The organism is Dyadobacter frigoris, from assembly GCF_005280585.1.
Classification (GTDB): domain Bacteria; phylum Bacteroidota; class Bacteroidia; order Cytophagales; family Spirosomataceae; genus Dyadobacter; species Dyadobacter frigoris.
In genome coordinates this window covers 524,670-539,947 of the sequence record NZ_SZVO01000001.1, presented here as the reverse complement: position 1 = coordinate 539,947, position 15,278 = coordinate 524,670, and the positions used below count along the sequence as shown (strand labels likewise).

Sequence of the window (15,278 nt, the reverse complement as noted above, 5' to 3'; positions counted from 1 at the left end):
CAAAACGTCTTTATTGGAAAAAGGAGAACAGCGAAACGCTATTCTCCTTTTTTAGTTTAGTAATGTACAAATTTGATTATCAGCAAATTATCGATATATTTCAATCACATATACTTAGACTCCCGAAATTATGGAAAATGAATTAGCCGAAATCAAAACTTCTATTCAGGAACGCGGTAAAGGAATATTTATAATTCCTGCGATTGCCAGTACTTGTGCGGTGATTATCTTTTTTATTAATTCCTATTTGCTAATTGCGGGACTTTTCGTCATTATAATATTCTGCTTATTTCTTTACGCCAATTATTTTCAACTTTCCAAAATCGCGAAAAATATCCATTTTAATTCTCCCGAAGGTAAAGATGAAATTGACACGGTTTTTAAACTAATACAAAAAGAGAAAACTATAACGGTCAATGTAATTCCATATATTATTTTGTACACAGGACTTGTTTTGTGCCGGGCTGGAATTGAAAATACACCTTTTAAATTAATTGAATTCGCTGTAATACAATTCGTGGTTTTTGCGCTTATCTATATTGATCAGCTTAATAAAAAAGGCAGGAAATACGCCAGCCTTCTCGAAAAGCTGGAAATGTTAAGTTGTAAATAATTCATTTCTGAAATTATATATTACCCAAATATTAATAAACCACGTTCTTGCCGGTAAATTGAGATTCATTCCTTTCAGAATGTTAACTTTATCTTTTTATTTGAAACAAAATTACTGCATTGATTTGCAGGCTGAACGTTAATCCCACTTATGTCGCTGAGTCCACGCTTCATTGCCCTTATATTGGCTTTTGTCATTTCACTGATCACGACATCCTTTTTAGCATTTGTTGACGGTGTCAACAAAAGTATGCTTTTCGTTGTCGCGACAGCTTGTTTCATCACATCTTTTTTCCTGATTCTTTACACGATTGATATTATTGTTTTCAGAGAAGTGAACAAAATGTATCGCACCATTCACAAGCTCAAAATGAAGGATTTCAATATGGTTCCGCGTAAAAAGCTTATTCAGGAATTGAATCCTCTTAAAACCCTGAATGACGAAATTTTCGTTTATGTTTCTAAAAAACAAAAAGAAATCGACGAACTGAAAAAGCTGGAATTATTCCGCAGGGAATTCCTGGCCGACGTTTCCCACGAATTCAAAACACCGATTTTCGCCGCTCAGGGATTTATCCACACACTTTTAGACGGTGCGATGGATGATGAAAATGTTCGTGAACGTTTTTTGAAAAAAGCTGCAAAAAATCTGGACAGCCTGGATGTGTTGGTTAAAGATCTGCTGGTACTTTCACAAATGGAAACGGGTGATATCAAGATGAATATAACGGCCGTAGATATGCACCAGCTTAGTCTGAATATTTTCGGAAGATTAGAAAATATTGCAGAGGATAGAAATATTACACTTAAAGTAAAACCAGATGACCTGGCAGAAGTCTGGGTAAAAGCAGATCTCGACAGGATTGAACAAGTGATGCTAAACCTGATTGAGAATGCAATAAAATATGGAAATGAAGGTGGAAAAGTAATTGTACATTTTAACAGTGGTAAAAAATTTATAGAAATTTCTGTCCGTGATAATGGTCCGGGTATACCACCGGAACACTTAACCCGTATATTTGAGAGATTTTATCGTGTGGATAAAAGCAGGTCTAAAGAACGCGGCGGAACCGGTTTGGGATTAGCGATCGTGAAACATATTATTAATGCCCACGACACCAAAATTGCCGTGATGTCAAAACCGGATAAAGGAACCACCTTTACTTTTAAACTTGAAAAAGTTTTCCAGGGCTCAACACACGCTGATCACGAAGAATCATTTATTACACAGACGAATTCTTAATTTATTTACCAACTCATAAATTTTTTCCCATGTTTGTTCATAACGTATTTTTTTGGCTTAAAGATAAAGAGAACGAAGAATCACGAAAAGCGCTTCACGCCGGCCTGGAAACCCTGAAAGGCATCGAATCTATTGTATCGGTTTACATTGGTACACCAGCATCCACCCGCAGACCGGTAATCGATGCAAGCTACGATTTCGCTGAGATTATGATCTTTGATGATGAAGCTGGTCATGATGTTTACCAGATTCATCCATTGCATACAAAGTTTGTTGAAGACTGCGCGCACCTTTGGGAAAAAGTTGTGATCTACGACGTAGAAGCTTAACAAATATTCACAAAAAGATATCCACAAGTTATCCACACAAACACTGTGGATAACTTGTGGATATCGTCTTTAAAAAGCCAAAATAAGCAAGCAGATACACTTTTCAGGTTGTCAACAACTGTGGATAACTAAATTCGGCTGTTCAAGTCATTGTAACTATTCCATATTATTTATTGTTATCTGGTCGTTACAGTTGAACAACATCAAACAAACGAATCATGAAAAAGATCAGAATTGCTAGTTTATATATTGGAATACTTATCGCAGCCATGAGTGTTTCATCCTGCGTTTATCATTCCCGGGCTCCATATTACGATAATGGATACGGATATGGCGGTGGATATGGATACAGAGCACCAGGTCCCGTAGTAGTAGTAAGACCAACTCCTCCGCCAAGAGTAATGTATAGAAATAATTACCGGTCGAGAAGAAATTACGACAGACATAGCTACCGGAGTTACAACAGACAAAGAAATAACCGCTATGGCCACAATGATCGTGGACATGGACCACGTTAATTGGATGATATAAAACGGAAAGAGCCGGGAGATCAAATCTTCCGGCTCTTTCCGTTTTATAAGCTTAAAAAATAGTTACTTGGCTCCGTCAATTCCGGATTTTGATGTTTTTGCTTCGACAGGTGCTTTGAATTTGGCATTTTCGATCTTCATCACCACTGCGTTTGGCCATCTACGATTCGTATAAAAACGTTGTCCGTTTACGGCACTTATTCCCAATCCAATCGGTGTTGGTGCCACTTTGACGGATGCATCAAAATTATTAACATATTCAACCAGCTCACTTTTGTAACCCAGAATGCTCACTTTCGTTTTGGCATTTCCCTCGATCATAGGTAAAAGAAAATCCCTGCGTTCGCCGTATTTCCACTCGTCCGGAGAATTTCTTGTGACAAAGGCATAAATATATTTCTCATCATTGGATTGCGTAAACCAGATATTTTTATCCCGGATTACAGGCAAAGGTTTTACTGCATAAATAGATTCACGGTTCGCAAAATTCCACAATGCAATTTCCCTTAACAAACTTTCCTGCTCGATCTGAATTTCGCCGTTAGGTTTTGGACCGACATTTAATAGAAAATTTCCGCCTTTTGCTCTGATTTCTATCAACATATTGATAATTTCCGTACCCGATTTTTGCGGATCATTTGTCGGTTTATACTGCCAGTCCGTCCCCATCGTGTAGCAGGCCTCCCACGGGCGAGGCGAGGCTTTATCGGGAATATTCTGTTCCGGTGTGTTCATAGCATCTCTGGTAATCACAAGATCAGGATTGATACTCCATGCATATTCACGAAGTCCGTCGCCGGGGCCGTCAAAAAACATGATATCAATTTTCCCATAATTTGTCAAAAGCTCCTTCACTTGTTGTTTATCATAATCCATCAGCTTTGGGTTATTCATCGGGAATTGCTTTTCGTTTTGTAATCTGCCTAATGGAATATTGTTTTGATGAAAAAACAGAAAATCTTCCGGAGAAAAATAGATTCCGATAGCTATGCCCTGCTTACGAAATGCATCAATAATTTCCTTCGTTATGTCACGTTTGAAAGGCGTATTCATAACATTAAAGGGTGTGGATTTTGTATCAAACATGCAAAACCCGGAATGATGTTTAGTTGTAAAAACTACATATTTCATTCCTGCCAAACGGGCCAAAGTCGCCCATTCGTCCGGATCAAATTTCTTTGGATTGAAAAATGTCGGTAATTCTTTCAAATAACGTTCCACATATTCATCCGATGCGCCCGCCAGAGAATGACTGATAACAGCACCCAGCTAAACGTCCACATTCCAGTGAATAAACATTCCAAAACCCAGGTCCTGAAACCATTTGACACGCTCAGGATTGTTGACAACTTGTTGTTGAGATTGGGCTAAAAGTGAAAAACTGCAAAATAGTGTTAAGAAAAATATTCGTCTGATCATAAGTTTAAGAATACAAGATATATGTTAAGGATGCGAAAAACAGCACAAAATACTCTAATATGATAGTTTTACATGTAATTATTTCTCATTAGAATATTTACAAAATAGAAAAAATGGTTATTTGCGAAGGGAATCATTTAATAAAATTCATTTAGCAACATTTTTTATAGATTTGTATAAAAAACAGCGATTTCAATGCTTTTCAAATCCTTGTCATTAAAAAATTTCAAATGCTTCGAGGAAGTAGATGTTAAATTTGCCCCGATCACATTATTAACAGGAGCAAATAGCAGTGGTAAAAGTTCGCTAATTAATAGTCTGCTTGCTATGTTTCAGACAGAGCAATTCCCCTTTAATCTTTCCCCAAATGGAGATTATGTTAATATGGGAAGCTTTGAAAAAATGGTTTATCAAAATGATCTTACTAAAGATATTTCGCTGGATCTGGAAATTGAAAATCAATCTGTTTCAGGAATTGACCCGCATCCGGTATTAAAAACAAAGTGGAAGTACAATAGCATAAATGACTTACCCAAACTAAATTCAATCGACTGCCGATTTGAAGAATTATATTTCGTTAATACATTCTGGGATCTCAAACTAAATACCATTTCAGATTCTTCTCTAAAATTTAATTTAGATCTGAGAATGGATGACATAAGAAATGACGAAATAAGAAGTTGGCTTGAAGATATAGAAGGATTCAAAGGCTCGTTCGAAAAACGGAGAAATGGGCATGACAATCATATCAGAATAACAAAATCATTTTCTTCAATTAATGGTCTTTTGTCAGCCGTTAGGGATAGAAAATTTATTTTTAATGAATCATTTAATCGCCAATTTGACGGGAGTCTCTTCAACTACATTGGATCATTTAGAAGACCACCCGAGAGATCAAACGTACGCAAATCGAAAGCTTTAAACAGGATTGAGACAGATGGAGAAGGTTATCTGGATCAAATTATTGAATGGAAAGAGACTAACACTGAAAAATTTGATGAACTAAACAAAATAATTACTGAGCTTGAACTTCTCGAATCAGTTGGATCCTTTACAAAAGATGGAACTTTTGAGATTTCTGTAAAAGTAAAAAAAAATAGTAATGAAGCGAATCTTGCAGATGTTGGTTTTGGTGTGAGCCAGTTTTTACCAATTATTGTAGCGGATTTGCAATTGCCAGATAATTCGTGTCTGGCAATATCCCAACCAGAAATTCATCTTCATCCAAAAATCCAAGCCTCTCTTGGTGATCACCTACAAAATCAGATTCGAAGTAAAAATAAGCAGTATATCATCGAAACCCATAGTGAATATCTATTAAACCGAATAAGATTATTATTGGTTAAAGGTGATTTGAAACCGCAAGATGTTAAAGTATATTATTTCGAAAATGACGGTATAAAAAGTACCGTCCACGATATTGAATTTGCTACTGACGGACAGATCAAAAATGCTCCTGATGGCTTTTTTGATACTTACGGAATTGACGTCATGAACATTGCTCTCAACTTATTTAAAGAATGAGAAAGGATATATTTATTGACACCAACATTATCAAGAATTTCACAAATCCACTAGATCCGGAATATAAAAAACTAATAAGTTGGATTAGAGCTGAGGGAGTTTTAGTAATTAACCAAAAGTTATTAATTGAATATGGTAGAACAAACCAGAATATTTTTGTTCTTATTAATGAGCTCACTAGAAATGGCAGATTGATAAAATTTGAAAAATCTGATTTAGATGAAGTTAAATTTTCGAAGGTTTTTGAGAAAAAATTAAAATCCAACAGTGAAGATTGGCCTCACTTGAAAACTATCTGGCTTTCTGAACGTAAAATTGGGATTATAATCGATTTAGGATTACGTCAGGATGTTAATAATTCTCCTAAACGAGATGGGATTAATCCAAAAGCATTTTCAAGACCCGAACACATTGATTACATAAATTATATCCCGTAGATTATTTTACCAGAATCTTTATATAAGTGATTTAAAATTCACTTAGCTAGACATGCTCGCTTTCGCTATAATTGCTTACTTATTGTTAAACCTTGGAATTGGTTTGTGGGCATCCCGCAGAGTTAACACCACGGCAGACTTTGTACTGGCAGGCAGGCGTTTACCACTTTTTTTAGCGGCATCGGTAACTTTTGCAACCTGGTTTGGTTCTGAAACAATCATGGGAGCTCCGGCAGAATTTATTGACAATGGCGTTCTCGGCGTAATTGAGGATCCTTTTGGAGCAGCGCTTTGCTTATTTCTGGTCGGACTGTTTTTTGCCAGAAGATTTTACAAAATGAATATCATTACCTTTTGTGATTTCTTTAAAATACGATACGGTCGCCCGGCAGAATTACTTTCTGCTTTAATGATCATCCCCTCCTATTTCAGCTGGATTGCCGCGCAGTTGCTCGCCATGGGTATTGTTTTGAAAGTAGTTCTGGGCTGGTCATTAACCGAGTGTATTTTATTAAGCTCTTGCGTAGTCATTCTATATACCATCTGGGGTGGCATGTGGTCAATATCGGTTACCGACTTTTTGCAGACGATCATGATTATTCTCGGATTGCTGATCGTTGCCGTCGTTTTATATCTGAAAGTTGGCGGTTTTGCACCACTTTTGAAAGCAGCTCCCAAAGGTTTTTTCAGGGTTTATCCACAATTTACTTTCAAAGATTCTCTGGAATATTTTGCTGCGTGGATTACCATCGGTCTGGGATCAATTCCTCAGCAGGATGTTTTTCAAAGAGTAATGTCTGCCAAATCAGCTAATGTTTCTGTTAAAGCTACATTGCTCTCTTCCTTTATGTATCTGACCGTTGCTTTGCTTCCCTTATTTATCGGACTTTGCGGGCACCATCTGTATCCGGAATTAGACAACGACCGTCAGATGATTATTCCAAATATGGTTTTACTTCATACCGGTTTGCCGTTACAAATACTTTTCTTCGGAGCGTTGGTTTCAGCCATTTTAAGTACAACAAGCAGTGCAATTATGGCGCCTGCTGCGGTTTTGGGAGAAAACGTTATCAAATTTTTTCGTCCCGATCTGACCGACAAGCAGTTGCTATTAATTATTCGGATAGGAATAATTATCATTACCGGCATCTGCATTTTTATGGCCGCCACACGCGAAAGTATTTTTGAACTCGTAGCTGAATCATCCGCTTTCAGCCTGGTTTCACTTTTTATTCCATTGGCCGCTGGCATATACTGGAAACGGGCTAATCAGCTGGGCTGTATTTTATCAATGATTGCAGGATTGGTAATCTGGATGTTAACTGTGTGGATGGAGACTGAATATCCTCCGATTATTTATGGCTTGCTTGCCAGCGGTTTGGCAATGATTTTTGGGATTTATTTAGAAAAAACCTTTCATAAAAATGAACTGATGAGTTCTGCGGATTGATTTATATGAATTTATTATTTCAAAACCAAAAACAGAGAACTTCCAAAAGGGGCTGTGGGCAGAAAAACATTTTCTATATCCGTAATCGTTTTCAAAATCCCGTTGATAAAATTGCCTGGGTAACTTACGTCAGAATGTAAATCATCATTTTTTATTTTTCCGGAACGCATTTGATACCGCTGCCATTTTCTGACCAGCCATATGGGAAGTGAAAGAAAAAATGGCCAATAGGTGTGATTGTCAATTTTCAAACCGGCAGCTTTGGCATATCCTGCAAAATCTCTTAACACAAATCTTCTTGAACTCCCTACTGCAACATCGTGTGTTCCGGAAAAAGCTTCGTGTGCGTGAATATTGATCAGAATAAAGCCATCAGTATTAAGTCGCTTTTTAAACGACTTTAATGCGTTGATAATTTCCTCATCATCAAGAAAGTAAAGAGCATCGTTACAGCAAATTACGTCAAACGTCTGACCTTCACGAAAAGCATTCACATTTTTCAAATCTCCGAAACTTACATTCAGGTTTCTCTCTTTTGAAAATTCAATCGCATGTTGTGAATAGTCAAATCCGATAGACTGTCTGTAACCATTTGTTTGAAAAAAAGAAAGAAGTCCGCCTGTACCACATGCTGCATCCAGGATAGTAATTTCTTTATTCTTCTTAAAATGTCTTTTAATTTGATACAAAACCTTTTCATGAAGGATTTGATACCACCACAGTTTTTGCTCAACTTCAAACATCCGCTGATATTCTGCCCGGTTATTAATCATAGAATATTTTCGCTATTGTATTTAATAACATACTGGGGCTGGCCGCTTTGTGCCATAAAACTTTTCCCAATATATTCTCCCAAAACACTTAGCAATGTACATTGAATACCACCGATAAATAATACTGCTGCGGTAACAACCTGCCAGCCTTTTGGGTCCGGGCCAATAATCCATTGACCCGATAAAAATAAAAGGAAGAAAAAACCAAGCCCGAATAAGCCTAAACCAATCGGCATAAAAAGACGAATGGGGAGCGAAGAATAACAAAACAAAATATTGAGAAAAAGAGAGATCAGCTTGCGCCAGGTATAATTCGAAGTTCCCTCTTCCCGTTTCTGATGCATTACCTGAACCGTTCCTATATTTCTGGTGATCCTGAAAATCAATCCATCAATGTAAGGATAAGGACCTTGATATTTGATGATTTCGTCTACTACTTCCTTACGAATTAATTTAAAGCTGGACAGATATAATCCTCTGGGCTTGCCAAGCAAATAACTGGTCACCCAATTTACCAGCCTGCTTCCAAGATTGCGATAAACGGCATGCTCCTTTTTGGAATAATAAGTGTAAACCACATCGTAATTTCCCTTTTCGGCCGTGTGTACAAGCTTGATTATCTCTTCAGGAGGATTTTGAAAATCATCATCAATCATCACACTGAATTCTCCTTTCGTCCAGTTCAGACCGCACATTACTGCGTTAAATTCTCCATAATTCCGACGTAGGGAAATAAACCGTAAGTTTACAAATTCCCCGGCCAATTGCCTGCAAATGAGATCAGAACCATCGGGACTACCATCATTAACTAAAATAATTTCAAAAGAAATTTCTTTTAATTCCTGCTGCAATTTATTGACCAATAATGAAATAGAAATCTCACTATTGTAAACCGGTATGATTACGGATAATTTCATTGATACTATTCAAACTTATTTACAACGTTGATGATATAAGAAACTTCTGAATCTGTCAGTACAGGATTTAACGGCAAACTTAAAACCTGATCATGAATTTTTTCAGTAATGGGCAATTCCAAATAATTGAGATTTCCATAAGCTTTTTGTTTGTGAACTGGCAATGGATAGTGCACATTGGTTTGTACACCAGCTTTGTCAAGATGCTGAATCAGGGAAACTCTTTCTGTGTGCCTCACCACAAATAAATGCCATGCATCTTCATCAATATGGTCTGCCGGAGGTAAAACAAGATTCCTTAATTTAATTTCAGTAAGGTAACGCCTGGCGATTTCACGCCGTTTCTTATTATCTCTATCCAAAAATGGTAATTTAACATTCAGAATGGCAGCTTGTATTTCATCCAAACGACTATTAACTCCCTTGTAATCATTTTTATACTTTTCCTTCGATCCGTAGTTTCTCAGATATTCTATTTTCTCAGCCAGTTCAGCATCCGAAGTTGTTACTGCTCCGGCGTCTCCCAGGGCACCCAGATTTTTTGTCGGATAAAAACTGAAAGCTGTGGCGTGCGCTATACTTCCCGTTTTTTTGTTTTTGTAAAATGATCCATGAGCCTGAGCTGCATCCGTAATTACTTTTAGATGATAACGAACCGCAATATCCATGATAACATCCATTTCACAGCTCCGCCCGTAAAGATCAACACAGATTATTGCCCGTGTTAATGGTGTGATACACTCCTCAATTTTGTACGGATCAATCAGCATTGTAGCCGGATCAGGCTCTACCAAAACCGGCACTAAATTTAAGTAGCTTACCGGTAACACTGATGCTATATACGTATTCGCCGGAACGATAATTTCACATCCTTCGGGAAAGTCGTAAGCACGTAAAATCAGACCTATTGCGTCAAGTCCGTTTGCAACTCCAACACAGTTCTTTGCTTCACAATATTCAGCAAATGACTTTTCAAATGCCAGTAATTCCTCTCCCAAAATATACCAGCCAGAGCGCAGAACGCGCAGAGAGGCCTCTTCAATAGCCCCAAGATAGGGATTATTGATTTCATTTAAATCCAGAAAAGGAATCATAATGACAGCTCCCGCGAACGTATCAGGTAAGGTTCATCAATATAATCTGCGCGGTCATAATATTCATTTGACAGCACCAAAAGAATTGCATCTTCTGAAAATGAATCCATTACATGCCAGTCTTTTGGTTCTAAAATAAGGCAGATCGTAGGGCTGTTTAAAGTGAAATCTTCTTCTTGTTTCCCATCATAACTATAAATATGACAGCTCCCATGAAGACAAATCAAAGCATTCCAGGCAGTGTGGTGCCTGTGTCCTCCGCGGCTCATTTCAGAAGCTCCATAAATATAAAAAACTCTCTTGATTGTACCCGGAATAACTTTTTCAAAAACAGTAAGGTTACCGGAATCAGAATTAAAAGTGTCCAATTGTAATAATGTCGGCATAGATGGGTTAATTATATTGTGAAAATATAAATCGGGAGTCCTGGTGCTTTTAAGAATGGGTTAATATCAAAGTTCTAAAATAAATCTCAATAAATTTTTTAAGTCAATATTATTTTATTTAACAGACTTACGAAACATGCAGGTAAAAAGATTTCAGCTAAAAAAATTCCAGCCCATCCAATAATCCAGTAACATAAAAGCCCTGACAGGAAAGGGTTCCATCCACAAAATTCTATTGTAACCCATATAATAAACCATGGGGTGAATCACACAAACGGCCGCTGTAAAAAAGAGTATCAGTCTTATTGATCTTAATGAAACCGTTTGAAAAAGGACATAAATGGCCATCAATAAAAATGGAAATCCGTAAGATAATGCCCGGTCAATATCGTGTACATAAATACCTGTGGCTATTAAGACTATAAAACCTACACTTACTACCAACAACAAGTTGTATCTTTTGGTAAGCCATAAAGCAAGAATTGCTCCGCCCATGAGCAGCCACATGCCTTCAAATGCTGTCCACAAACTGCTTCCCAAACCATAGCGATGTGCATCTGCAAATAAAACAGGCGTGCCTAGTGTGGAATAACTATGATTTGGAAAATATTTTTCCCTTACATAAAATCGAACAGTAAAATAAAATATCCACGCCAACCAAACCCAGGCATTATTACCTGAAAACACGTTTTTGAAGAGTGTAACAAGGCGAAAATCTTTAAGCTCATAAACCTTTATCAACATATGAAAAAGCAACAAATAACCGCCGGCAATAACGGCACGTTCGTCCGTAAAAAAGGCGATCTGTAAGGCTATAAAAATAATAACCGGATTACGGTTCAATAAAGCGACTAAAAGAAAAAAGTACGCAAAACCGTCTCCATAACCATAAATGTCAGCAAATGTCCAGGTGCAGACGAAAATATTAGCAATGGAAATGACAAACAAACTGGTTGTTATTTTGTCATTTGAAACAGCATAAACCCACTGACCAACATTATAAATAAAGAATACCCCGAGAACGGATTGCAGTAAAATAATGATGATAATATTGTGGCCTGTAAGAAAAGACAGAAGTGGCAGTACCCAACGGAAAATCATGTTTTCACGGCGCACATCGAAATCCATACCTTGGGGATGGAAAAGATCCTGGCTCTGGTTTTGGACAAAAACCCAGGCATCCAGTTTCATGCCATGTTCACTCAGATGGCCTAAGAGTAATGTATAAGGAGGAAAAGCAAGAAAAAGCGAGACAAGAACAGAAAAGGCAACAAGTTTCCAAAGCCAATATTTGGACGCAAGCCGAGATTCAATTCTTCGGCCCAAAGAATGGTAAAAATCCTCAAATAACATTTTGTTAGGGGGTGGTATTGATAACGTTGCATAAAGATACCTGTTAACAACTGATAATTCCTAACCCCAGCTCGTCATAATTTTACTTCCTTCTTCACTTTCAACAATTCGAAGATAGGCCTGGATTTCCTGCTGCAAATCTTCAACATGACTGATAATTCCAACGATCCGGTTTTCTTTTCTTAGCGATTTCAGTGTTTCAAAAACGGTCTGCAATGCATTTTTGTCAAGAGAACCAAAACCTTCATCCAAAAAGAAAAAGTTATGTTTTGACTCATTCCTGACATGAATATGATCCGCCAGGGCAAGTGCCAAAGACAGTGCAGCCTGGAATTTCTGCCCGCCGGAAAGCGTTTTTAGCAGACGCATATGGCCGCCGTTCAACAAATCTCTTACCCAAAAACTATTCCCTTCCCCAAGTTCCAAATGAAGCTGCTGATGTGTCATCTGGTGGAAACGATCATTCGCAGCATGAATTAAATTTTGCAAATAAATACTTGACGCATAATCCACAAAACCGCTGGAACGGAACAATCTTGCTAAATCATCCAGATGTTCTTTCCTCAATTCAAGCCTGGTTTTATTTTTTTGGAGAGACTCTTTTTTTGCTAAGTCCTCAGCCATTTTTAAAAGCAAACCATCCAGCCCTCCTTCTTCTTTTCTTTTATTGTTTAAGCTCAATGTCAAGGTTTCCTTGTTGGCCAGCGCACTCGCATGTTTTTCAGCATCATAGTTTTGATCAGCGTTTTCAATTTTCAAAACTTCCAGATCTCTTTTGGCATTGCTTAATGTATTTTTATACTGATCAATGATTTTACGTTCATGATCAATAATTACAGGTTTTTGGAGAATGTTACTAACCCACTCCTCCGATTCAAACTGATGTATTTTTAATTGATTTCCAATTTCAATTTGCGCCGAAGCTAACTCACCACGGTTTCTTTCAAGCGTTTCCTGCAAAATATTCTGACTACCGGAAATCATATCTTTTTCCTTTTCCAGAATATCAAGCTGCTTTTCCGTTTGCTCGTATAAGCGGTTCAGTTCTTTATACTGATTTTTCAACACTCCGATTTTCTCAGAAATAGCTGTTTTATCCAGCGCCTCAAAATGATTTAAACTAACCTTTTCAAGCTGTCCGGATAATGTAGAAACCGTGTTTTCAATTTTCAGAATTTCGTTTCTGAGATTTTGCAGCGGCTGTTCAATTTTTTCAACTTTCTCTTTTGTTTCGGCTTCTATAAGTTGCGATGCGGCTTTTATCGCAACTTCATTTTCCTTTATCTCTGCCTGGGTTTTTACTGCCGCGTTAAAATGCTGCTCAAAAGCTTCACGGTTATTTTTATCAAATTTGAGCCAGATGAATGTTTTATCATGTGCATCTATTTTAGTCCTTACTTCGGTCCAGCGTTGTTTAATTGTACTTTTCTGTTTTTCCAGACTTTCAATCTGGTTAAAAATCCTCTCAACTGGTGATTGAAACAGTCGGATTGCCTGTTCCAGTTTCTGTAAATTAATTCGCTGAACTTCTATACTTTTTATCTCTTCAAAAACAGAATCATCCTCAGGTAAAACGGAAGGGTGATGCTCCGCGCCACATAACGGACAAGGTTTCCCATCTTCCAAACTATTGGCAAATCTCTGTAAAGCTAATCTGGTATTGGCCAGCACCAGCTTTTGATTCAAGTTCTCACTCTCCTTTTCATTAACCAGCAAATAATCCGAAACTGAATTTTGAATCATTTCCAGATTTGCTTCCGGAATAATTTGTAAAGAAAAAACCTTATTTGCTTCCTGCGTTTTCGTTTGTAAAAATCCTTGTTGTTTTACAATTTCCGCTTGTAAATCGTCTGCTTCTTTTTTAACAGAAATGCGATTTTCCGTTAAACTATCCGACGTTGTGTACCAAACCTTAATCTCGCTAAGTTCCTGAATATCCGACAGTCCGGCTTTTCTTTTTTCATTCAGCTCTTCTTTTTCCAACTTCCTGATTTTCAGAAACTCTATTGCCTTTTCCTTTTCCAAAAGTTTCACTTCTCCACGGACAAGCGCACCTTTGCTTTTTTCCAAAGCGGTTTTATTTTCAAGAATCTGAATTACCTTTTCCAATTCCCCGGCAGTATCCAGCAATTCTTCACGTTTTTCGTATTGAGGCTGAATTTTCGCCAACACTTCACGTTGCTGGGTCAATACAGAATCAAGTTCTGTATTCCTGCGAAAGTTCCTTTCAAATGACTGACTATCTCTCTCAATAGCAATCATGTATGATTTTTTTCTGTCAAAAAGTGATTTAAAATGCAGCGAGCAAATTTCAAAAACCCGGAGTGTTTCTTCACGCAATTCCATATCCGGCTTTTGCGATTCCAAAGCGAGAATCCGGCTATTAAGCAATTGTAGTTTTTCGGCAATCAGTTTTAATTTTTGAAACTGATTTTCAAGCTCCGTTTGCGCTGTAAGTTCCTTATTGATTGATTTGATCAGCTGCCTTACTTCTTCTCTTTTTATTTCTTCGGCAGCAATCATTTCAGGTGTCACTTCACCCAACGTCAGTAACTGACCATCCAGATTAGACAATTCCAAATCATTCTGTTTGCCCAGCGTACCCACTTTCCGGCTCAGATCATACTTTTCCAGCTGGAAAAGTTCTTTCATCATCCTTGTTCTTTCGGCATCTTTCAGTTCAATAAATTCCTGAAAACGGCCCTGCGGAATAATAATCGTACGACGAAAATTGTCATAACTTAATCCAATGATCCGCTCCGCATTTTCTTCATCCGGAAGCGGTATCCAGGCACCTTCAACCGATTTATATGCTTTTCTTTCAAAAGTTTTTACCTCCTTGAAATTCTTGCTGTTCCTTTTTCCTTTAACCGTAAACCGGTACAATTCCGCAGGTTTTCCTGCAATACATTCAAAATCAATCAATAATTCATCCGACCGCAGGTTCATCATATTATAAGTACGATCGTCACCCGAACGATTCAACCGCTCTGTGTCTCCATAAAGCGCAAAAGTAATTGCTTCCAGAATCGAAGATTTCCCACTACCCACCGCTCCGAAAATACCAAATAGCGACGCATCCGTTAACGCATCAAACTGGATTTCCTGTTCGGATTGGTAAGAATATAAACCTTTTATTTTGAGATACTTCGGAATCATAGCAGGGCTTTCGGCCGTCAGCGGTCGGCTATCGGCTTAATAAAGGATGATA

The 15,278-nt window shown here is 37.6% G+C and carries 15 protein-coding genes; 7 read left to right on the top strand and 8 right to left on the bottom strand.

Going from position 1 to position 15,278, the window contains the following annotated elements; genetic code table 11:
* Positions 1-130: 130 nt before the first annotated feature.
* From FDK13_RS02425 to FDK13_RS02410, 4 genes are all read left to right on the top strand, one after another.
* Entirely contained in the window at positions 131-613 is a 483-nt protein-coding gene (locus tag FDK13_RS02425) for a hypothetical protein (RefSeq protein ID WP_137338374.1), read from the top strand.
* A gap of 150 nt (positions 614-763) precedes the next feature.
* Positions 764-1,855, top strand: a complete 1,092-nt coding sequence (locus FDK13_RS02420; protein WP_137338373.1) for a sensor histidine kinase — start codon at positions 764-766, stop codon at positions 1,853-1,855.
* A gap of 29 nt (positions 1,856-1,884) precedes the next feature.
* Entirely contained in the window at positions 1,885-2,184 is a 300-nt protein-coding gene (locus tag FDK13_RS02415; protein WP_137338372.1) for a Dabb family protein, read from the top strand.
* A 218-nt stretch (positions 2,185-2,402) separates the two neighbouring features.
* Entirely contained in the window at positions 2,403-2,702 is a 300-nt protein-coding gene (locus tag FDK13_RS02410; protein ID WP_137338371.1) for a hypothetical protein, read from the top strand.
* A gap of 75 nt (positions 2,703-2,777) precedes the next feature.
* Here FDK13_RS02410 and FDK13_RS02405 read toward each other — a convergent pair whose 3' ends face one another.
* Together FDK13_RS02405 and FDK13_RS35990 are read right to left on the bottom strand one after the other, a co-directional pair.
* On the bottom strand, positions 2,778-3,935 hold the full coding sequence (locus FDK13_RS02405; protein ID WP_229215874.1) for an alpha-L-fucosidase: 1,158 nt from the start codon (positions 3,933-3,935) through the stop codon (positions 2,778-2,780).
* Positions 3,936-3,983: 48 nt separating this feature from the next.
* Positions 3,984-4,133: an alpha-L-fucosidase gene (locus FDK13_RS35990; RefSeq protein ID WP_229215873.1), complete on the bottom strand. Its 150-nt coding sequence runs from the start codon at positions 4,131-4,133 to the stop codon at positions 3,984-3,986.
* A 195-nt stretch (positions 4,134-4,328) separates the two neighbouring features.
* On the opposite strand from FDK13_RS35990, the gene FDK13_RS02400 reads away from it, so the two are divergent.
* From FDK13_RS02400 to FDK13_RS02390, 3 genes are read left to right on the top strand one after another with little or no spacing between them, the layout of a single operon-like run.
* A complete protein-coding gene (locus tag FDK13_RS02400; RefSeq protein ID WP_137338370.1) occupies positions 4,329-5,657 on the top strand; it encodes a DUF3696 domain-containing protein in 1,329 nt (442 codons plus the stop codon).
* Positions 5,654-6,094 carry a hypothetical protein gene (locus FDK13_RS02395; protein ID WP_137338369.1) on the top strand — a complete coding sequence of 147 codons (441 nt, stop codon included), beginning with the start codon at positions 5,654-5,656 and terminating at the stop codon, positions 6,092-6,094. The genes FDK13_RS02400 and FDK13_RS02395 overlap by 4 nt, the downstream gene beginning before the upstream one ends.
* Positions 6,095-6,146: 52 nt before the next feature.
* Positions 6,147-7,544 carry a high affinity choline transporter 1 gene (locus tag FDK13_RS02390; RefSeq protein ID WP_137338368.1) on the top strand — a complete coding sequence of 466 codons (1,398 nt, stop codon included), beginning with the start codon at positions 6,147-6,149 and terminating at the stop codon, positions 7,542-7,544.
* 14 nt (positions 7,545-7,558) lie between these two features.
* Here FDK13_RS02390 and FDK13_RS02385 read toward each other — a convergent pair whose 3' ends face one another.
* The 6 genes from FDK13_RS02385 to FDK13_RS02360 all read right to left on the bottom strand — a co-directional run bounded on the left by FDK13_RS02385 (position 7,559) and on the right by FDK13_RS02360 (position 15,226).
* Entirely contained in the window at positions 7,559-8,317 is a 759-nt protein-coding gene (locus tag FDK13_RS02385) for a class I SAM-dependent methyltransferase (RefSeq protein ID WP_137338367.1), read from the bottom strand.
* Positions 8,314-9,234 (bottom strand): glycosyltransferase family 2 protein, encoded by a 921-nt coding sequence (locus FDK13_RS02380; protein ID WP_137338366.1) that lies wholly within the window; start codon positions 9,232-9,234, stop codon positions 8,314-8,316. Before FDK13_RS02380 ends, FDK13_RS02385 begins: the two co-directional genes overlap by 4 nt.
* Positions 9,235-9,239: 5 nt before the next feature.
* The gene (locus FDK13_RS02375; protein ID WP_137338365.1) at positions 9,240-10,328 is read right to left on the bottom strand and encodes a DegT/DnrJ/EryC1/StrS family aminotransferase; all 1,089 of its coding nucleotides are present in this window, start codon (positions 10,326-10,328) and stop codon (positions 9,240-9,242) included.
* Positions 10,325-10,714 carry a sugar 3,4-ketoisomerase gene (locus tag FDK13_RS02370; RefSeq protein WP_137338364.1) on the bottom strand — a complete coding sequence of 130 codons (390 nt, stop codon included), beginning with the start codon at positions 10,712-10,714 and terminating at the stop codon, positions 10,325-10,327. Before FDK13_RS02370 ends, FDK13_RS02375 begins: the two co-directional genes overlap by 4 nt.
* A 153-nt stretch (positions 10,715-10,867) precedes the next feature.
* On the bottom strand, positions 10,868-12,067 hold the full coding sequence (locus FDK13_RS02365) for a hypothetical protein (protein WP_137338363.1): 1,200 nt from the start codon (positions 12,065-12,067) through the stop codon (positions 10,868-10,870).
* A 60-nt stretch (positions 12,068-12,127) separates the two neighbouring features.
* Complete coding sequence (locus tag FDK13_RS02360) at positions 12,128-15,226, bottom strand: AAA family ATPase (RefSeq protein WP_137338362.1); 3,099 nt, start codon at positions 15,224-15,226, stop codon at positions 12,128-12,130.
* Between the last annotated feature and the right edge of the window lie 52 nt (positions 15,227-15,278).